Source organism: Clostridioides sp. ZZV14-6153 (genome assembly GCF_020657855.1).
Taxonomy (GTDB): Bacteria; Bacillota; Clostridia; order Peptostreptococcales; family Peptostreptococcaceae; genus Clostridioides.
Window position 1 is genome coordinate 229,812 of sequence record NZ_JAGWCZ010000001.1, and the last position, 20,647, is coordinate 250,458.

Consider the following 20,647-nt stretch of genomic DNA (forward strand, 5'->3'; position numbering starts at 1 on the left):
CATTCACTTAAGGAGGGTTTTAGTTTGGAAAAAGATTTAGACTATACTATGAAATTTGAAGGAATACCAGAAGATAGAATGAGTGTGGGAGACACAATAGATTTTGTATATAAAGCACTAGTTGAAAAAGGATATAACCCTATAAATCAAATTATAGGGTATCTCCTTTCTGGTGATTCTAGTTATATAACTAGTCATAAAAATGCAAGAGCTATAATTAAAAAATTTGAAAGAGATGAGATACTTGAAGAAGTAATCACGCACTATCTGAATAGAAAGTAGGTCAAATAAATGAGAAAAAAGATTATGTCATTGTTGGCAGTAGTTATTATGATTTTTGTATCAATTGCTAGCTACAGTTCTGCTGAAGAAAAGGGCAAAGTCATATTTATTGATATGAATAGGACCAATCTTGGAAGTATGTTGAAGGTTCCAATCTTAAAGAGTGAGCTAGAAAAAAGAGGCCATATAGCTCTTATGAATATAAGAGGGGATCAAGGTACTGATGATAGAAGGTCTTATGCTAGTATGGGTGCAGGAACAAGAGCTGATGTAACTACTGAAGACTATATCAATTTTCAAAAAGTAGACCAAGATACTGCTAAAACTTTTGAAGTTGCAACAGGTCAAAAAGCTAAAGAGATAAATAATTTAAGTATTAATAGGTCAATAAATGAAAATCTAGAGTATGGAGAATATGGAGCAAGCTTAGGTTCATTAGGAAAAACTTTATCAGAAAATGGGCTAAAAACCTCAGTAATTGGAAATGCTGATATAATTGAAAATAATCAATTGGTTAAAAATAGAAATTTATGTTTAGTTGCTATGGATCAATATGGAAGAATTGATTCTGGTAATATTGATGATATTAACAAAAAAGATTCTAAGATGCCGTTTGGAATAGCTACGGACTACAATAAGTTATTAGATGAAACTAAAAAGTCTTATAAAAATAGTGATGCTATATTTGTAGAGCTTGGAGATACATATAGATTAGATATGTATAGATTGAATCTAAATGATAATACTTATGCTGCAATGAAGAAAAATATTGTAAAAAATATAGATAAATACCTTAAAGAAGTATTTTCTATGGCTGGAGAAAATGATACTGTTTATATATCAAGTGCTTTTCCAAGTGATTTAGATTATAAAAATAAGAGAAGACTTTCTCCAATAATAAAATTTAATGGAGAAGGAAAAGGTCTATTGGAGTCTGCTACGACAAGAAAAGCTGGTATTGTTGCAAACTTAGATGTTGGAGTGGACATATTAAATGAATTTGGTCTTAAAAATGATGAAATGGTAGGTAGAAGTTATTCTTTGGTTGACAGAGAAGATAATGCTAATTACCTACAATCACTTTATAAAAAGATAGTATCTATATCATCTATAAGGTCAAGTATTATAAATGGATTTGTAGGTGTAATATCTGCTTCTTGGGTAATTGCAATGTTTGCAATATTCTTTAGAAATTATATGCCACATAAAGAGCGTGTATTCAAAGTACTTAAGGAGTTTATAAAATTGGGTATAATAATGCCTCTGTCATTTATGTTGGCTCCTTTAATGAATTTTAAGACCCCAATCACAATATCTTTGGGAATATTTGTAACTACACTAGTGTTATACTTATTAGGTCGAAAGTTATTTAAAGACAATGATATAAAACATATGGGATTTTTTGCAACACTGACTATTTTAGTAATAGTTATAGATTCTGTATTTGGAACGTACTTAATGCAAAATAATATAATGAGTTATGATGCTGTTATTGGTGCCAGATACTATGGTGTAGGAAATGAGTATGAAGGTGTAACCATAGCAAGTGCAGTATTTGGTTTAGCAGTTTTATTACATTACAAGAAGGTTTCTAAGCCACTTGTTGTAATATTTTCATTAATAATACTTATAACTAGTGCATATCCTTCTATGGGGGCAAATGTTGGTGGAGCGATATCAGAATGTGTAGCATATTTGTTGTTTATAATGCTTATATATGATGTTAAACTAGACATTAAAAAAATTGCATTATTAGCTATTTCAGCTGTAGTTGTTGTTTGTGCATTTGCAGCTCTAGATATAATCTCTGGTAGTGAATCTCATTTAGGGATGTTTGTACAACGAATTTTCTTAAATGGACCAGGGGAGATATTACAGACATTTGGAAGAAAAATTCAAATGAATATGCAATTAGCACAGACAAGTGTATGGGTAAATATTTTACTTGTGGGAATTGGTGTGATTGCAGTACTTATATTTAAACCATCTAGACATTTTAGAAAGATAATGAATAATTTCCCAATTTTGTTCAAAGGATTCATTGCATCTATGGTTGGTTGTATAATTACTCTTTTAGTTAATGATTCTGGTATAGTTGCTGCATCTACAGCATCTATATATATACTTATACCACTTATAATAATAAGCATAAACATGATAATATTTGAAAAAAATAACTAAAAATTTTTTAATGCATATATGCTTTGAATAAAAAATTGCAATATGATTATTAATGTAAACCAAACAGCTTACATCAAAAATTCATATTGCAATTTTTATAATTAATGAAATGTATATGGTTTATAAAATAAGGTAAATAAAAGGAGAAAATATGTTAGATGGAAGAATAATGGGTCTTGATGTTGGAGATAAAACTATTGGAGTTGCTGTAAGTGATTTAATGGGATTAACTGCACAAGGTATAAAAACGGTAAGAAGAGTTGGCAAGAAGAAGGATATTGAAGAATTAAAAGCTATAATAAAAGAAAAACAAGTAAATAAAATTGTGTCAGGATTACCAAAAAATATGAATGGTACTTTAGGACCACAAGGAGAAAAGGTAATTAAGTTTTGTGAATTATTGAAAGAAGAAACAGGAATTGATGTAGATTTTTGGGATGAGAGACTTTCTACAGTAGCAGCAGAGAGGTCTTTGTTAGAAGCAGATGTTAGCAGACAAAAAAGAAAAAAGGTTATAGATATGTTAGCAGCAGTAATAATTTTACAAGGATATTTAGATTTTAAAAGAAATTCATAAAAGAACTATAAAATTGAATACTTATGATATATAATATAAATAATAAAAATAAAAATAAATTTGAGGTGAATGACATTATGGAAGAAAATATAATAAATTTAATTGATGAAAATGGTGTAGAAAGCCAATTTGAAATAATATTAACATTAGAAGCAGAAGGAAAAGAATATGCAATATTAATGCCTTTAGATGATGAAGAGGCTGAAGAAGCTTTAATATTTAGAATTGATGAAGATGAAGAAGGAGAAATACTAATACCTTTAGAAAGTGATGAAGAGTATGAAACTGTTGTAGCTGTATATACTGCTATAATGGAAGAAGAAGGTTTAAATTACGATGAAGATGAATCAAATGGACTTAACTAAGTAAATAATTAAGTTTGTATATAAAAAATCAGGTATTTTACTGTATTTACTTTAATTAAGAATTATTAATTGTAAAAAGTATTTATAGTATATATCTGTTTTTTTATTTTTTATTAAAAAATTTATAGATTTTGGTGAATAATATATCTTTTATGGGTATATATTTATATTATGAGAAGAAATTAAATTTTTTCAAATGTCTTGACAAAAAAAGAATTATCAATTACAATATTACTTAATAAAGATTATCAATTGAAAATAGTAAGGGTGATGTTATGGCAAACACAATGGATTTATTAAAAGACAAGTTAAAAGAAACTGGTTTTAAGATTACGCCACAAAGAAGAGCAATAGTTGAGATATTGCTTCAACATGACCATTCACATTTAAGTAGTGAAGAAATCTATGATTTAGTTAGGGTTGACTGTCCTGAAATAGGTCTAGCTACTGTATACAGAACAATGCAGTTATTAGACGAAATAGGATTAATATCAAAACTAAACTTAGATGATGGGTGTATAAGATATGAGATTAGTCTACATAAAGAAGACTGTCATAATCATCATCATCTTATTTGTAAAAATTGTGGAAAGATAATGGAAGCTAAAGAAGACCTTTTAGACAATATAGAAAAAGAAATACAATCATTGTACAAATTTAAAATACTTGATCATGATGTTAAATTTTATGGATTATGTGATGAGTGTAATAAAATAAGTGATTCAGAAGAATAGTTCTTCTGTAATTTAATGTCGATGGAAGAATAGTATAGAACTTTTATATTCTATGCTATTCTTCCATTTTTTATTATAAATTTGGATATATAGTATAAAGATAAATAGCTTTAAAGCTTTTTATAATTTTAATATTGAAAATATAATTAATCCTATAAGTATGAAAATAAATGATTTTTCTATAAAATTACTAAATGGTCCTCCGACTGTTAAAAATCCTAAGGAAATCTTTTTTTCACTTAGTGGATAAAAAAGTGGTATTCCTTGTTTTGTAAATAAATCCCCTAAAAACATATGGCTTGCATAGCCAAGTGTTCCATAAAAAGATAAATTATTAATACTAGTGATTAATTCTATTTGTTTTAGTAAAAAATATATTATGATGGTTGCAAATATACTATGAGAAAAGCTTCTGTGCTTTAGCCAGGGGAAAATTGACAACATTAGACAAAAAATTATAAAATATATTTCAACTTCTACGATGTATAAGCATATAGCTAATAGTATAAATATTAATGATAGAAAGATTTTTCTCAGAAATGTATGGGTTAGTTTTGCCTCAATAATTATAATTGCAACAAATGTAATTATTGCACTTAAATAAAAATTATCATTTATATTTATTGAAATAAAGAAAATAATAATATTAATAGCGTATATAAAAATTCTATATATGTATTTGGATATATTGTTTTTTAGAATGAAATTTGAGACCATAGAATTAGATTTATCCAAATCGGGCAGTACTGCAAAAGTAGCTGAAACTAAAATATCTACTAGAGATATAGGAATTTTAAAAATTAAAGATGTCTGGATAGCTGTTAAAATTCCTATTGCACAATGAGTTTTACCACGCATAAATCCTCCTAAAATATCAGATATTAAATCATATAATATTTAGAGGATATCAAAATAAAATAGGTTTGTCAAAATAATACGTTAAATGTATTTTAAATATAGCTTAAAATATGATACGAATTATGGTACAATAAGAATAACTGGTAGCGAGTGCGTGATTTGATATTATTTAAGATTGTAGAACGTGTTAAAAAATTAAATAGACAGAAGGAGATGATGCAATTGTTCAAAAAGAACACCAACAAGATAAAGGTAATGGCTTTAGGTGGACTTAACGAAGTTGGAAAAAATATGACTGTTGTTGAGTATAAAGATGAAATAATTGTTATAGATGCTGGACTTAGTTTTCCAGAAGATGAAATGTTAGGGGTAGATATAGTTATACCAGACATAACTTATTTAGTCAAAAACAGGGATAAAATAAAGGGTATATTTATTACACATGGACATGAAGACCATATAGGAGCTCTTCCATATATACTAAAAAAGATAAATGTTCCTGTATATGGAGCGAGACTTAGTATAGGTCTTATACAAGTAAAATTGAAAGAACATAAGATGAATAATGTTAAGTTAAATGTCATAACTCCAAGACAAGTTATAAAGCTTGATAATATGGAAGTAGAGTTTTTGAAAAATAACCATAGTATACCAGATGCTTACTCTATTGCAGTACACACAGACCAAGGGATAATATACCATACAGGAGACTTTAAGATTGATTTAACTCCAATTGATGGTGATGTTATGGATATGCATAGAATCTGTGAGTTAAGCAAAAAAGGAGTTCTTTTAATGTTAGCAGATAGTACTAATGCAGAAAAACCAGGATTTACTATGTCTGAAAAAACTGTTGGAGTAGGTCTTGATGAGTTATTTGCAAAGGGAAATGGTAGAAGAATTATAGTTGCTACGTTTGCATCTAACATACACAGATTACAACAAATAATAAATACCGCTGAAAAGTTTAATAGGAAGGTTGCTATATCAGGTCGTTCAATGGTAAATGTAGTTGGAGTTGCCAAGGAATTAGGATATTTAGATATTTCTGATGATATGCTAATAGATTTAAATGATATATACAAGTATGAAGATGGCGAGTTAGTGATAATAACGACTGGTTCACAAGGTGAACCTATGTCAGCTCTTGCTAGAATGGCTTTTTCAGAGCACAAAAAAGTAGAAATAAAGAGTGGCGATTTAGTGATAATATCCGCTCATCCAATACCAGGAAATGAAAAATTAATATCAAGAGTAATAAACTTCTTATTTGAAAAAGGAGCAGAAGTAGTATATAGTGATATAGCGGATATACACGTTTCTGGACATGCCTGTCAAGAAGAATTAAAGCTTATACATGCATTAGTTAGACCAAAGTTTTTTATGCCAGCTCATGGTGAATATAGAATGTTAAAAAGACATGCTGAAATAGCTGAACAACTTGGTATGGACAAGGAAAATATTTTTGTCATGCAAACAGGAGATGTTTTAGAGTTAGATAAGAACTCTGCTAAAGTAGCAAATCGTATACAAACAGGAAACATACTAGTTGATGGATTAGGTGTAGGAGATGTAGGTAATATAGTCTTAAGAGATAGAAAGCATTTATCAGAAGATGGTCTTATGATAGTTGTAGTAACTATTTCTAAAGATGAAGGTAAAGTTTTAGCAGGTCCAGATATAATATCTAGAGGCTTTGTGTATGTAAGAGAGTCTGAAGATTTAATGGATGGAGCAAAGGATATAATCAAAAACGTTCTAAACGAGTGTGAAGAGAAAAATATTAAAGAATGGGCTTATTTAAAGAATAACATTAAAGAAAACCTAAAAGAATATTTATATCAAAAAACTAAGCGAAATCCAATGATACTTCCTATAATAATGGAAGTATAGGATATAAAGTTTATAAAATTGAAAAGTAGACCTCTTGTAATTTTTAAAATGATATCAAAAAATTAAATTGATATCATCTTAAGAATTACAAGGGGTCTTTTTAATATTGAAAAATTTACATATTACATAAAATACCAATTATAACAATCTTTTATTAGTAAAAACTACTTATATATAAATTTTATTAATAGGAGGATATTTATGGATAATATTTCAAAACAAAATGCTAGAAAAGCTTTAAAACAAACTAAGATGGAAATAGCAGGAGAATATGGAATGAATTATGAAGATGCCTTTGAAATAATAGAAAATGCATCTAATAAAGGTGTTTTAGAAGGTTATTTTAAAAAGCTTGAAAAGAAAAAAAATTTAGGTCAAGGTATATCTAGGCATTTAGAATAAAAAAAGTTAATTGTGAGAAAATAAGTTTAAATAAACTTTAAGAGGTGACATCTATGAAAAAATTAGCTAGTACTGCTTTGGCTATATTACTTGCATTTACTCCTTTGAGTTTTTCTTTTGCAAATAGTAAGGACAATGCTGATGCCAACCAACTAAATATATCTTCAAAATCGGCAATTTTGATGGATGTTGGTAGTGGACAAATTTTATATGAAAAGGATGCTCATAAAAAGCTTCCTCCTGCCAGTGTAACAAAGGTAATGACAATGTTACTTATTGTAGAAGCTTTGGATTCAGGTGATATTAAACTTGATGATGAAGTACAAGTGAGTGAAACTGCATCTAGTATGGGTGGTAGTCAAATATTTTTAGAGCCAGGAGAAACTCAAAAAGTTGATACTTTATTAAAAGGTATAGCTGTTGCTTCTGCAAATGATGCCTGTGTAGCTATGGCTGAACACTTGGCTGGAAGTGTTGAAGGATTTGTTGATAGGATGAATTCTAAAGCAAAAGAGTTAAATATGAATGATACTCATTTTGCAAATACAAATGGACTTCCAGTAGCAAATCACTATACATCTGCTCATGATATAGCTTTAATGTCTAGAGAATTATTAAAACATGAAATGATAAGCAAATACTTAACTACATGGATGGATAAGGTTGTAGTAGGTAAAAAACAAGTTACAGTAGGTCTTGCAAATACTAATAAGCTTATAAAGCATTATCAAGGAGCTACTGGTGTTAAAACTGGATTTACTCAAGAAGCTAAATATTGTCTATCAGCATCAGCAAAAAGAGGTAATACTCATTTAGTTGCGGCAACTTTAGGTGCAGAAACTTCTCCCGAAAGATTTAATGATGCATCTAGTCTTTTAAATTATGGATTTGCAAATTATGAAAGCGTTAAGCTATGTAGTAAGGGAGATAATATTGCTACACTTACATTAGATAAAGCTGATGAAAATAAAGTCAAATTAGTTGCTAAAGAAGACTTAAATGCTCTTATTAAAAAAGGAAGTTCTAAAAAGTTTGAAAAGAAAATAGAAATAGTAAAAAATCCTAAAATGCCAATTAAAAAAGGTACTGTTTTAGGAAAGATAAAGATATGTAAAGATAAAAAAGTAATAGGTGAAGTAGAATTAATAAATAATAAAGATATAAATAAGGCAAGTTACCTACAAATGCTTCAAAGAATAATTGATAATATGATATAATCACTTGTGATAAGATAAAACTATAATTCACATAAAAAATGCCCGTATAGAAGTACTATATGGGTATTTTTATTTAGTCTATTAAAAGTTGTTATAATCATATGCTTACAATGATTATCTAAGTAAAGGCATGCTACCTGTAAGTTTATTTACTTGCTTTTTATTTCCATATATTCCTATACCAAAATACTGTAGTTCGTCTTCTTGGACAGTGGCAATTTTTTGTGTGAATTCCTCATAAATATTACAACCTTGTGCAACATCTGAAAAATCTACAACAGTTAATCCTTCAAATTCAGGAGTATATAATTTTTTACGTAAATTCTTTATAATTTCTTTGTTTCCTTTTAAGATAGGTACAGGTATAGCAACAATTCCTAAATGATTATTACCTGTTTTGTCAACTACATCTGGACCTACTATTTCTGGAGTATACTTACCTAGTGTAACTCCCATTACCGCTGCTGTATTTGATATAATTCCCATTGGTAAATTTTCATCTATTACCATAACACATTTCACATTTTTATTTTCCATTTTTTAATTCTCCTTTTCATCTTCTTTAGAGTTATTTTTATCATTGTTTATAAATATATTTTGATATTGTTTAGGTGTAAGACCAATAAAGTTTTTAAAGAAATTTGTAAAGTGACTTTGGTCTACAAATCCTGTTTGTATAGCAGCATCTATGGGTTCTATTCCATTTTCTAAAAGTTTCTTAGCTTTATTTACTCGTATATTTTCAAGGTATCTGTAAGGTGTAATGCCTTTTAATTTTGTAAAATTACGAAGTAATGAGTACTTATTCATTTTTGCTAGATAACTTAACTCATCAAGTGCTATACGTTCAGCATAATTATTTTCTAAATAATCACAGACTATTTGAATTTCTGTACTTATTTTTTCTGAGTTAGACTGCAAAACTGGTTCTGTATATTCATTTATTACTTGTTCAATTAGGAAAAAGAATATTTCTTCTTTTTTAAAATCTAATTGTTCTTCCATAATTATATGATGTAGTTCTTGTAGTAAAGGTACTAATTCGCTACGAAATATTACCTGCTGATTAAACTTAGGTAAATAATTTTTCCCTGTAATTTCTAAGACAGCTTTTTGCATTATTTCTGGTTTAATATTAATACATCTATAATCAAGAACTTCATTATCTATTTGTTCACAAGTATGACTATCAAAAGGATTAAAAAGTAATAAATCTCCTGTGCTTGTAGTATACTTTTTGTTTTTGCATGATAAATATCTTTGACCTTTCTCTATAAAACCAATTACATAGTGTTCATGAAAATGGTTTGGAAAATTTTGCATGATACCTTTGAATCTATATGCTTCAACTTCTAATTCACTATCAAAACATACTGTGCGTTTTTCTTGTTTCACCTGAACAACCTCCTTTCATATTGTATAAAGTGTAACATATATTTTTTTGTACTTCTTGTATGATATTGACTAAAAACTAATAACAACTAAAAAAATGACAACTTAATTTTTTTAGTTGTCAAATTAAATAATATTTATATGTAATTTATTTTGCTAACCGATTAAAGCTTCTGCCTTTTTCTTTACAAATAGCTAGTTATTAAGTATTTATTCAGTTGCAATAACTTCGTCTAACATGTTCCCATAAGAAGCAAATTCTTTTATAAATTTTAATACAAGGGCTGTATCTGATTCAATTGTGTATATAAATTTCAGTTCATTATTTTCTACAGTACTATTCATTTTGTTACTCTCTTTATTTGTAATACACGGATAAGATAACAACAATGTCAGTTTATGTCAATATAATATTATACTACCAATAAGTGTAATTATTATATTTTTACAGCTAATATGATATAATAATAAAAGTTATAAAATAAAAAATGAATTTTAATTTTATGCCTGTATACACAATTATTATAATATAAAATAATTTTGATTATAAGTTATTTAATTGTTATAATAGTATTAAAAATTCAATTTAGGAGATGTACATTAATGTTAAGTATGAATATAGGAGAAATCGTAGCAAGTTTGGTTGGTATAGCCATGGCAATATCAATACATGAGTTTGGTCATGCATACTCGGCACATTTATTAGGTGATGATACAGCTAAGGCTTATGGAAGAATGACATTAAATCCTGTAAGACATGTCGACCCAATTGGTCTTTTGGCTATGTTTATTCTTAGAATAGGATGGGCAAAACCAGTCCCAGTAAATCCTAATAACTTTAAAAATTACAAGATAGGCAATTTGATAGTTTCACTTGCAGGTGTTTTCTGTAATGTTCTGACTGCTATAGTCTGTGTCATTATAAATAAATATGTGCACATGTATGCGATAAATACAATAGCTGAATATGTATTCTTATATAGTATGGGATTTGCTGCTTTTAATTTACTTCCTATACCTCCACTTGATGGATGGGGAGTTATATCTACACTTGTTCCATATAAATGGAATGAATATGTGTATAAATTTGAAAATATGAGTTATATAATTTTGTTGATTGCTTTATTTACAGGTATATATCAAATAATATTAACACCAATATATACCGTATTACTAAGAATAGTATATTTATTTGTTTAATAAAATAAACAACTTAAAGAGGGGTTAATATGAAGTATAATATACAATTACAAGTCTATGAGGGACCATTAGATTTGCTGTATGACTTGATAACTAAACATAAGATAGATATAAAAGATATATCAATTATAGATATAACTAAGCAATATCTTAATTATCTAAAAATGTTAGATAAAATGGATTTAGAGATAACTAGCGAATTTATAACTATGGCATCTAAGCTTTTAGAGATAAAATCTAAATACTTACTTTACAAACAAAAGGATGAAGAAGAAGACCCAAGAATAGAACTTATGGAGAAATTAGAAGAATATAGAAAATTTAAAATAGCATCACAAGATATAAGGGAAAATATAACTTATATTAATGAAAGATTTTATAGAACAAAAGAAGAAATAGTTATTGATGATAATGTAGATTTAGAAGATATATCAATAGAGGCAATAAAAAATATACTTCCATATATATTTAAGGTTAAAACATCACAAATTGAAAATACTAATGATGAAAAATTGGATAAAATAGTGAGAAAAAAGATAATATCTGTGGAAGAAAAAATAGTGTATATAAGAAATGTTATAAAAGAGAAAATAGAAGTTACTTTTACAAATATCATAAAATCATATGAAAATGATGAAATAATTGCTACTTTTTTATCTATATTGGAGCTTATAAAAGAAAAAGAAATAGTAGTGGTACAAGATATATTTTTTGATGATATTTTAATAAGAAAAAGTTCGGAGTGTTAAAATGAAAAGAGAAGATATAAAGTGTATTATAGAATCTATTATGTTTGCATATGGTGACCCAATAAGTATAAAAGAATTAAATTATATAATAAATAAAGAACTTTCATCAAAAGAGATAGAGATTATGTTAAATTTGCTTATTGATGAGTATAGAGAAAAAAATAGAGGTATTCAGATAATCAAATTGGAAAACAAATATCAAATGTGTACAAATGAAGATTATGCAGAATATATAAAAAAAATTATTGAACCAAAGAAAAAGAAAAGTTTGAGTCAAGCTACACTAGAGACTCTTACTATAATTGCATATAAACAACCAATAACAAAAGTAGAGATAGAAGATATAAGGGGAGTAAAATGTGATAAGGTGTTACAAACTCTATTTGAAAATCAACTTATAAGAGAGGCTGGTAGACTTAATAAAATAGGAAAACCAATAATTTATAAGACAACAGATGAATTTTTAAAGCTGTTAAATATAGAAAGCCTTGAAGAGTTGCCTGCTATAGAAACTTATCAAGAAGCAGTAACAAATGAATAAAGTGTTATACAAAGATAATGTTAATTTTAAAATAAAAATATGAAGAACACAGTAATTTAGTTTATAGTTTTAAATTTTTTAGACGGTTTAAAATAATCTAAGTTATTGTGTTTTTTTTGTGAATATAAAAAAATGGTTTTGGTAAAATAAATATGGTTAATTAAGTATAAATAGTAATTTTTTGATGATAATATAAACATGGAGATTAATGAATTACTTAATTTTAAATACTTAATAGTAGCAATAATTTTTATAATAAGTATAATTATATTGTTTTTAATGTCTCATATAAATATCTTATTAATAGCAGATATAAACAATAAAGATGTTTGTTTAAAACTTAATATAAAATACATGTTTGATTTAATAAATATAAATAGACAACTCTATCCAGCTGAAAATAGTAACAATAATGATAAAAAAGAGGGGATGAAGAATAATATAGACTCTAGTATATTATTAGCTGATGACCTTTTAAGTGTTTATAGACTATTAAAAAAGATAAAAATACATGAATTTTATTCAAACATTGATTTTGGAACTAAAAATATAAGTTTGACATCTTCTGTGTATGTATTAATAAATACCCTATATGGAAATTTATTTAATATAATTGATGCAGAAAAAATATATTTAAATGTAAATCCAAATTTTACAAAAGATTACTTTTTGGGAAATGTAAGGATACATATAAGGTCAAGAATAAAAGATTTATTTCATTTTATAATAATGGTTAATAAAGTTATGAATAAAAATAAAGGAAATTATAAGGGAGGTGATAGTAATGAGAGCAACAAGTTCGATACAAAGTCTTATGGAAACAACTCTTGAAACTATTAAAGGTTCTATAGATGCAAATACTATTATAGGAGACCCTATAAAAACAGATACTACAGTAGTTGTTCCTATATCAAAAGTAACAATTGGATTTGGTATAGGTGGAGGAGAGTATTCAAAAGGATATGATGAGAAAGATAAAAATATTGAAATAAAAAGTGAAAAAGCAGATACAAATTTTGCAGGAGGTAGTGCAGGAGCTATATCTGTACAACCAGTAGCATTTGTAGTAGTTGAAAGTGGAGAGACTAGAATAATGAGCTTAGATAGTAATATTAATCTAGTGGATAATATCTTGTCTATAACTCCTAGAGTATTAGAAAAAATTCAGAATATATCTCAAAATAATAAAAATACAGACAAGAACAATATGTAGTATAAGATTAGAATAGTTTTGAAAATAAAATATATCATTGAATAAAATAGTGAGATTGATATAAGTCTCACTATTTTATAATGTAATTTAAATGTTTTTTACTTTATACCTAATAATATTTTAGTTTAAAACAATTTAAATGGATAATAAAGTTTATCTATAGTATAATTATAAAAAGAAAAGAAGTATTATATTAGAGATATATAAACATATTTGGGGGATAAGAGGGAGTCCCAATTATTAATTTTGAGGTGAATTTTATGAGTGATAAAGAGTTATCTATTTTGTTGTTGGAGAGTATGAATAACTTTCATAATTTAATAAAGATTATTAATAATGAAAGATATAAAAAAGGTAAAGTACTTACAGAAAGGCAATTTTTTGCTTTAGTAAGTATAAGAAAACATAATAAAATGGAACTTAAAAATTTAAGTAGAGATTTACATGTATCTACTTCTAGTTTGTGTATATTACTTAATAAGTTAGTTGAGCAAGAGTATGTATATAGGGAAGAAGATAGTAGAGATAGACGAAATACTTTTTATGGAATAACTGAAAGTGGAGAAAAAATACTAGATGATGAAATATTAAAATTTATATCTATAATAAGTGATAAAATGAACTGTTTAGATATAGAAAACAAAGATAAATTATCTGCTTCTTTGGAAGACTCTAGAAATATAATTGAACAATTATTTTAAAAAGGAGAATTTAATATGCATATAAAATGTTCTAAAGAAATATTAAAAAGTTTGGATGATGCTATAACTGTAGTTACTGTGTTTGAAGATGAGAATGTTTCTACAATGTTTGATAAATTAAATATTGTAAGTAAAAACTTCAGTGCTAAAGAAAATAACATAGAAATTGTGACATTGCTTGAAAATGACAATCTAGTAGACCTTTGCTTAGTTGGTCTTGGTAAGAAAGAATCTTTAGATAAGGAAAAACTTAGAATCATAGGTGGCAACTTGTGTAAAAAAATAAAAGGGGTATTTAGAAATAAAGTATGTAAAAATAATGATATTAACATAATAAATGTTAATTTAGACATAGAGCAGATAGGTGCTTTTTCAGAAGGAATATTGCTTGGCAACTATAAATTTGATAAATATAAGACAAAAAGTGAAGCTTTTGAAGAAAGAGAAATAGATAATATAATTATATTTACTGAAAAAGAAGCAGAGTATGAAATAGAAAAAGCTAAAATACTATCTAATTCAACTATAATAGCTAGAGATTTAGTTAACGAACCATCAAATATAATATACCCAAAGACATTGGCAATAGAGGCAGTTAGACTTGGGGCAGAGTATGGATTTAATGTTGAGATTTATGAAGAAGAAAAAATAAAAGCATTGGGTATGGAAGCTTTTTTTGCTGTATCAAGAGGTTCAGTTAATAAACCAAGATTTATAGTAATGCGCTATTTTGGAGATGAAGAAAATACAGATATACTAGGTCTAGTGGGTAAAGGATTGACTTATGATACTGGTGGATATTCTTTAAAATCAAATGCATCTATGCTAGATATGAAAACAGACATGGCTGGAGCGGCAAGTGTAATAGGAGCTATGTGTGCCATATCTCAGAGTAAATTAAAGAAAAATGTTATAGCAGTAGTAGCTGCATGTGAAAATGCTTTATCAGGAGGTTCATATAAGCCAGGAGATATAATTAATTCTATGGCAAGAAAAACTATTGAAGTTTTAAATACAGATGCAGAAGGTAGACTTACATTAGCTGATGCAATATATTACATTATAAATAATGAAAAAGTGACAAAAGTTGTTGATGTAGCAACATTGACTGGTGCAGCTCTAACATTATTAGGTAATGTTGCAACTCCTGTAGTAACAAATAATGAGGATTTTTATTGTGAGTTGGAAAAAGCATCTACTTTATCTGGAGAAAGAGTCTGGAAGATGCCACTTTATGATGAGTTTAAAAATATGGTAAAGGGAGAAGAAGCAGACCTTAAAAATACTGGAGGTAAAAATGCTGGATGCATAACAGCAGGAGCCTTTATTGGAGAATTTGTTGGCAGTACTCCATGGATACATATGGATATAGCAGGTACAAGTACATCATCAAAATCAAAGGGATATAAATCAAAAGGAGCGACAGGAGAGCCTGTTAGGACATTGTATTATTTAGCAGAGATATAAAATTATATAATACAAAAACTATAGTTTAACGTGTAAAGCCACTTGGATATTTTTAAAACTTAAAAAATGTCCAAGTGGCTTTATTTATAAATTTAAATAAATTATTTACTCTTTTTCTTTTTTTCAAGGATAAAGGTATCTATATTAGATAAAAGAGGAAGTATGTACACAATGCTAGTAGCAAAAATAAATATGAAAATGGTAGTTGTATTGTAACTTAAAAAGCTATAGTAATATTGTGAATCAGTAAATGTATTTAGTAAAAATATAAATGAAAAGTAAATAAGACAAATTCCAAAATTATCTCTAAATGCATGTCTGTTAACTTTAAATTTTCTTACATCAACCATATAAATATTTGCATATATTATCAAACATTTAGAGAAGATAAATAGAAAATATATGAAGCTAGGGAATTCGTATCCTAAGTTTTTAGAAAAAATAAGTTCTCCAACAGAACAGACTAAACTCCAAGAAAAAAATATGTTAAAAAAATGATACTGTTTAAAAGCTAATATAGCTATACATATGTATAGACAAATATGGCTAATTCCAATTGGTAAGGAATTTAAGGTGCTATAATTCCCTGAAGAAATAATTGAAATTTGTTCTAAGGCAACGACTATTACCATTAAGGTACAAAGTATTTTTTCAACTGTGTAACTATAGGGTAAAATATTTTTTGTTAGCTTTGGACAATGATATAGAAATAATCCGAATATAAAAAGACTTACAAACTGTTCACTAGAAAAAAGAAAAATTTTAAACATAGAGCATTCTCTCCTATAATAAATTAATATGTACCTATATAAATATATTCATCCTCTATCAATTTAATATATAAAAAATTTAATAAAGTTAAGATTTTATATAGAAATTTTAAAGAGATAAAAATTTTTAAATTTAGTGGGCATATTGGAATCATGTCAAAAAATAAAAATATTTTTATTTATTAAAGTTTTTGGGAATAATAATAACAAATATTAGAACTAATTAACAGTTTTTGTAAGTATTTGACAATAGAGAGGGTGTAACAAATGGGAATAATAGAATCAGCATCAAAGTTAGCTGAGATAGTTCATTTATTAGCAATTGAAAAGGGGATAACAGATATAGAAGCATGGGAGGAAGCAGTAGAAGAATATAGTAAAATTTATGAAAATAAGAGAGAACAATATAGAAGTTAAAAATAAAATTTTGCTGACAAAAAACTCGTTATACTGGATAAAATTTAATCGTTTATGAAAATATTAAATAATATATGCAAATAAAACAAAAAATGGTATCTCAATTACAATCTAAAAAAATCATTTTGAGATACCATTTAATAGCAAATTTACACAGAAATTAAATATTTCATACTTTAAATTTATTTTAATAAATATTTAGAGATAGAAGGTTTACTTATCTATGTTTTTTATGTAACCTCTTTTTTCTAGTTTTTTTATATGTTCTTTGCGTATTTCATCAAGATTAATACCATATTGCTCTTCTAGTTTAAACATCATAGTTACACATGTTTGAGCCACATCCATCAATTCTTTAGCAGTTTTCTTTATGATATCAACTTCATCTAAGTCATTATTTTCTCCACTTAGATTTCTGAATTTGCCTATACATTCAGCTAATTCGCCTTGTTCTTCACCCATTTTGATAAATGTAGACTCCAGTGTTGGGTCTAAATTATTAAGTTCTGGTAAAGATATAGTTTTTAGTTTCATAAAAAGCTCCTTTCAAATTATATATTTATACTAAAATACTATAACAAAAATAATGCTAAAAAGAAACTTTAAATTCAACATAAAAACTCATATATATAATAAAAATAGTAAAATAAATCTATATTTGTCTTAATACAGCTTCATATAGAACTTCTCCAATAGGTCTATTAATTACAAGAGATGCAGATTTATCATAAACTGTGTTTGCCTTATTAATAAGAGCAATATATTTACCTTTGTAATAATCTATAAAACTAGCTGCTGGATATACAGCTAATGATGTACCTCCTATAATCAGTAAATCAGCATTACTTATAGCAGAAATTGTCTTAGTAATAACATCACTGTCAAGAGCTTCTTCATAAAGCACTACATCAGGTTTTACTATAGAGCCACAATCATCACAATGAGGAATATTACCTCCTAGATTTAGCATAGCTTCTAAATCAAAAAATTTACCACAGTTAGTACAATAATTTCTATGTACAGAACCGTGAAGTTCTAAAACATTTTTACTTCCAGCCATTTGATGAAGCCCATCAATATTTTGAGTTATAACAGCTTTAAGTTTACCCATTTCTTCTAGCTTTGCCAAAGCTATGTGGGCATTATTAGGTTTTGCATTAGGATATATTAGTTTATCTTTGTAGAATTCAAAGAACTCTTCTGGATATTTAACAAAGAAAGTATGTGAAACTAATTGCTCAGCAGTAAATTGTTTATTAAGTTTTTGATTAAAAAGTCCAGTAGAGCTTCTAAAATCTGGTATATTAGATTCAGTTGAAACACCTGCTCCACCAAAAAATACTATATTATTATGATTAGATATTAAGTCTTTTAGGTTATTTGCATCCATAGTCTACACCTCCAAAATTATTATATATAGATTGTACTACATAATATAAAGTTTATGTTACTTTATTAGATTCTGAGTATTTTCTTAATGTTTTAAAAATCAATTTAAAGAGTGGGCATAAATAAAATTATACGAGCTAAAAAAATTTATATTTTTCAATATATAAATATATAGATTAAAATCAGAAATAAAAATAAAGAAAGTATAAATAAAATGTATACATAATATAAATAGACAATATTTACTAAAATCATAAGTTGTCGTATAATTATATTAAAATTGTTTTAGTGTTAAAAGAAGGGCGGGGGAAGTAAGTGAAGAAAAGAGCAGCTTTAGCAACATTAGCTGTATTACCATTAACTATGGTAAATGCACATGCTGATGGAGAAATAGGTATAGTGACTATAAATTATTTAAATGTAAGAAATGAACCAACTGCCGAAAGTAGTATATCTTTTGTTGCTAAAAAAGATGATAAAGTTTTAATAAAAGACTCTTCTAATGGATGGTATAAAATAAAAGCTGAATCTGGACAAGAAGGTTGGGCTTCATCAAAATATATAGCAAAATCTAATGGTGATTTTTTAAGAACATCTACAAATAAAGAAAAACAAGTTACTTCAAATAGTTTAAATATGAGAAATGGAGCAGGAACAAGCTATAGAGTTATAACTGTATTAAAAAAGGGACAAAAAGTAGAAGTAATATCAGAAAGTAATGGCTGGTCAAAAATCAAATATGATGGAAGACTAGGTTATGTATCGAGTTCTTATCTAGGAGATGTATCAAGCTCAACTAATAAATCAAAAACTAAGCAGGTAAATACAACTTCACTAAATGTAAGAAGTGGTCCAAATACAAGCTATGGTGTATTAGGTAAGTTACAAAAAGGAAGTAAGGTAGAAGTAATATCAGAATCTAATGGATGGTCAAAAATAAAGTATAATGGAAAAGATGGATATGTATCTAGTATGTATTTATCAAATGCAGGTCAGAGCGATACAAATGATTCTAGCCAAGGTACTGATAAAAAAGATACTAATAAATTTGTAAATACAGCTTCTTTAAATGTACGAAGTGGTCCAGGTTCTACATATAGTAAATTAGGAAAGGTCTATAAGGGAAGCAAAGTAACTGTGATATCAGAAAGTAGTGGATGGGCTAAAATTAATTTTAATAATAAAGAAGCATTTGTTGTGGGAAATTATCTATCTGATTCAACAGATACATCAAATAATAATAACTCAAATAACAATTCTAACAATAATGGAAATAATGATTCTACAACATCAGGACAAGTAAATGGTATGGCAAATATAAGTGGGGCTAAGATTGATTACAAATCTCTAAGCTATACGTTAGCTTCTCATATAAGTAAACAAGTTGAGAAAGCAACAGCAGGAGGGAATGTAATAGCTCCAGGTAATAGAAAAAGTACTCCAAGTCCTGAATTTAGTACATTTTCAGCACAAAGAACAAGTTCATTTGTAAATGCTAGTTCAAGTGATATAGAATATTATTTAAATCCTAAAAACTTTACAAATACTACAAAAGGTATGATGCAATTTTTGAAGATTAATAGTTATAGAAGTGGTATATCAGAGTCAAGTTTAAATTCGTACCTTAACGGATTATCTTCTAGTGTATTTAAGAATCAAGGAGCTGCATTTATAAATGCTGCTAAGAAGTATAATATAGATGTAGTATATCTAGTATCTCATGCTATGTGGGAAACTGCTTATGGTAAATCTACACTTGCACAAGGCCAGACATTGACTTCTTATAAAGGTCAAGCTCTTAGCAAGCCAGTTAAAGTGTATAATTTTTTTGGAATAGGAGCAATAGATAAAAGTGCTAATGTTTCAGGAGCAGAGGCAGCATATTCTAATGGATGGACTAGTATTGAAGCTACAATAGATGGTTCTGCAAAATGGATATCTCAAAACTATGTAAATAGTTCTAAGTACAATCAAAATACTATTTACAAGATGAAGTGGAATTATGATTATACATGGCACCAATATGCAACTGATGTAAATTGGGCTAATGGAATTTCTGGAATTATGGAAAATTTAATTGGACTTTATGGTGGTGGAAGTAGTTTAGTCTTTGAAGTACCACAATATAAGTAATACATAAGTAAAAAATATAGACTATGGGTAGTTTTTCATTTTGTTTAAATTATCTGTAGTCTTTTTGTATATAATTTACTAGATATAAACCTTAATATTAGTAAAATTTTTATGTTATAATATTAATTCTAAGTAAATATAAGTGAGTAATAGATAGAAATAGAGA

Annotated in this window: 23 protein-coding genes; 17 read left to right on the top strand and 6 right to left on the bottom strand. The window is 27.1% G+C overall.

The window, feature by feature from the left end:
- Nucleotides 1–24: 24 nt before the first annotated feature.
- The 5 genes from KGF46_RS01080 (at nt 25) to KGF46_RS01100 (ending at nt 4,139) form a co-directional block, all read left to right on the top strand.
- The gene (locus KGF46_RS01080) at nt 25–282 is read left to right on the top strand and encodes an IreB family regulatory phosphoprotein (protein WP_003419418.1); all 258 of its coding nucleotides are present in this window, start codon (nt 25–27) and stop codon (nt 280–282) included.
- A 9-nt stretch (nt 283–291) separates the two neighbouring features.
- Entirely contained in the window at nt 292–2,463 is a 2,172-nt protein-coding gene (locus KGF46_RS01085) for a hypothetical protein (protein ID WP_227827179.1), read from the top strand.
- A 151-nt stretch (nt 2,464–2,614) separates the two neighbouring features.
- A complete protein-coding gene (gene ruvX, locus KGF46_RS01090) occupies nt 2,615–3,040 on the top strand; it encodes a Holliday junction resolvase RuvX (RefSeq protein ID WP_227827180.1) in 426 nt (141 codons plus the stop codon).
- Between the two features lie 77 nt (nt 3,041–3,117).
- Nucleotides 3,118–3,405, top strand: coding sequence for a DUF1292 domain-containing protein (locus tag KGF46_RS01095; protein ID WP_009889069.1), 288 nt, complete (start codon nt 3,118–3,120; stop codon nt 3,403–3,405).
- Nucleotides 3,406–3,680: 275 nt separating this feature from the next.
- Nucleotides 3,681–4,139, top strand: a complete 459-nt coding sequence (locus KGF46_RS01100; RefSeq protein WP_227434196.1) for a Fur family transcriptional regulator — start codon at nt 3,681–3,683, stop codon at nt 4,137–4,139.
- 120 nt (nt 4,140–4,259) lie between these two features.
- Here KGF46_RS01100 and KGF46_RS01105 read toward each other — a convergent pair whose 3' ends face one another.
- The gene (locus KGF46_RS01105) at nt 4,260–4,997 is read right to left on the bottom strand and encodes a metal-dependent hydrolase (protein WP_227827181.1); all 738 of its coding nucleotides are present in this window, start codon (nt 4,995–4,997) and stop codon (nt 4,260–4,262) included.
- 216 nt (nt 4,998–5,213) lie between these two features.
- Between KGF46_RS01105 and KGF46_RS01110 the strand changes: the two genes are divergently transcribed.
- The 3 genes from KGF46_RS01110 to KGF46_RS01120 all read left to right on the top strand — a co-directional run bounded on the left by KGF46_RS01110 (nt 5,214) and on the right by KGF46_RS01120 (nt 8,509).
- Complete coding sequence (locus KGF46_RS01110; protein WP_227827473.1) at nt 5,214–6,890, top strand: ribonuclease J; 1,677 nt, start codon at nt 5,214–5,216, stop codon at nt 6,888–6,890.
- Between the two features lie 201 nt (nt 6,891–7,091).
- Entirely contained in the window at nt 7,092–7,292 is a 201-nt protein-coding gene (locus tag KGF46_RS01115; protein WP_227434199.1) for a CD1290 family small acid-soluble spore protein, read from the top strand.
- A gap of 53 nt (nt 7,293–7,345) precedes the next feature.
- The gene (locus KGF46_RS01120; RefSeq protein ID WP_227434200.1) at nt 7,346–8,509 is read left to right on the top strand and encodes a D-alanyl-D-alanine carboxypeptidase family protein; all 1,164 of its coding nucleotides are present in this window, start codon (nt 7,346–7,348) and stop codon (nt 8,507–8,509) included.
- A gap of 114 nt (nt 8,510–8,623) precedes the next feature.
- Here the strand turns inward: KGF46_RS01120 and KGF46_RS01125 are convergent, their stop codons facing one another.
- From KGF46_RS01125 to KGF46_RS19950, 3 genes are all read right to left on the bottom strand, one after another.
- Entirely contained in the window at nt 8,624–9,046 is a 423-nt protein-coding gene (locus tag KGF46_RS01125) for a DUF2000 domain-containing protein (RefSeq protein WP_227434201.1), read from the bottom strand.
- 3 nt (nt 9,047–9,049) lie between these two features.
- Complete coding sequence (locus KGF46_RS01130) at nt 9,050–9,904, bottom strand: AraC family transcriptional regulator (protein ID WP_227854585.1); 855 nt, start codon at nt 9,902–9,904, stop codon at nt 9,050–9,052.
- Between the two features lie 207 nt (nt 9,905–10,111).
- Nucleotides 10,112–10,246 carry a hypothetical protein gene (locus KGF46_RS19950; protein ID WP_255287758.1) on the bottom strand — a complete coding sequence of 45 codons (135 nt, stop codon included), beginning with the start codon at nt 10,244–10,246 and terminating at the stop codon, nt 10,112–10,114.
- 258 nt (nt 10,247–10,504) lie between these two features.
- Between KGF46_RS19950 and KGF46_RS01135 the strand changes: the two genes are divergently transcribed.
- From KGF46_RS01135 to KGF46_RS01175, 8 genes are all read left to right on the top strand, one after another.
- Nucleotides 10,505–11,101 (top strand): site-2 protease family protein, encoded by a 597-nt coding sequence (locus KGF46_RS01135; protein WP_227434204.1) that lies wholly within the window; start codon nt 10,505–10,507, stop codon nt 11,099–11,101.
- A gap of 29 nt (nt 11,102–11,130) precedes the next feature.
- Complete coding sequence (locus KGF46_RS01140; protein WP_227827183.1) at nt 11,131–11,850, top strand: segregation/condensation protein A; 720 nt, start codon at nt 11,131–11,133, stop codon at nt 11,848–11,850.
- Between the two features lies 1 nt (nt 11,851).
- On the top strand, nt 11,852–12,391 hold the full coding sequence (gene scpB / locus KGF46_RS01145; protein WP_227827184.1) for an SMC-Scp complex subunit ScpB: 540 nt from the start codon (nt 11,852–11,854) through the stop codon (nt 12,389–12,391).
- A gap of 198 nt (nt 12,392–12,589) precedes the next feature.
- Nucleotides 12,590–13,222: a DUF2953 domain-containing protein gene (locus tag KGF46_RS01150; protein WP_227850152.1), complete on the top strand. Its 633-nt coding sequence runs from the start codon at nt 12,590–12,592 to the stop codon at nt 13,220–13,222.
- Nucleotides 13,176–13,604 carry a GerW family sporulation protein gene (gene ytfJ / locus KGF46_RS01155; RefSeq protein ID WP_227850153.1) on the top strand — a complete coding sequence of 143 codons (429 nt, stop codon included), beginning with the start codon at nt 13,176–13,178 and terminating at the stop codon, nt 13,602–13,604. Before KGF46_RS01150 ends, ytfJ begins: the two co-directional genes overlap by 47 nt.
- Nucleotides 13,605–13,864: 260 nt before the next feature.
- The gene (locus tag KGF46_RS01160) at nt 13,865–14,305 is read left to right on the top strand and encodes a MarR family winged helix-turn-helix transcriptional regulator (RefSeq protein ID WP_227827474.1); all 441 of its coding nucleotides are present in this window, start codon (nt 13,865–13,867) and stop codon (nt 14,303–14,305) included.
- A gap of 15 nt (nt 14,306–14,320) precedes the next feature.
- Nucleotides 14,321–15,772: a leucyl aminopeptidase gene (locus tag KGF46_RS01165; protein ID WP_227850154.1), complete on the top strand. Its 1,452-nt coding sequence runs from the start codon at nt 14,321–14,323 to the stop codon at nt 15,770–15,772.
- A gap of 1,037 nt (nt 15,773–16,809) precedes the next feature.
- Complete coding sequence (locus tag KGF46_RS01175) at nt 16,810–16,959, top strand: hypothetical protein (RefSeq protein WP_227827188.1); 150 nt, start codon at nt 16,810–16,812, stop codon at nt 16,957–16,959.
- Between the two features lie 213 nt (nt 16,960–17,172).
- Here the strand turns inward: KGF46_RS01175 and KGF46_RS01180 are convergent, their stop codons facing one another.
- Together KGF46_RS01180 and KGF46_RS01185 are read right to left on the bottom strand one after the other, a co-directional pair.
- The gene (locus KGF46_RS01180; RefSeq protein WP_009905401.1) at nt 17,173–17,493 is read right to left on the bottom strand and encodes a MazG-like family protein; all 321 of its coding nucleotides are present in this window, start codon (nt 17,491–17,493) and stop codon (nt 17,173–17,175) included.
- Nucleotides 17,494–17,611: 118 nt separating this feature from the next.
- Complete coding sequence (locus KGF46_RS01185) at nt 17,612–18,349, bottom strand: NAD-dependent protein deacylase (RefSeq protein ID WP_227827189.1); 738 nt, start codon at nt 18,347–18,349, stop codon at nt 17,612–17,614.
- Between the two features lie 314 nt (nt 18,350–18,663).
- Here KGF46_RS01185 and KGF46_RS01190 point away from each other — a divergent pair, with 314 nt between their 5' ends.
- Nucleotides 18,664–20,481 carry an SH3 domain-containing protein gene (locus KGF46_RS01190; protein ID WP_227841964.1) on the top strand — a complete coding sequence of 606 codons (1,818 nt, stop codon included), beginning with the start codon at nt 18,664–18,666 and terminating at the stop codon, nt 20,479–20,481.
- Nucleotides 20,482–20,647: the final 166 nt, after the last annotated feature.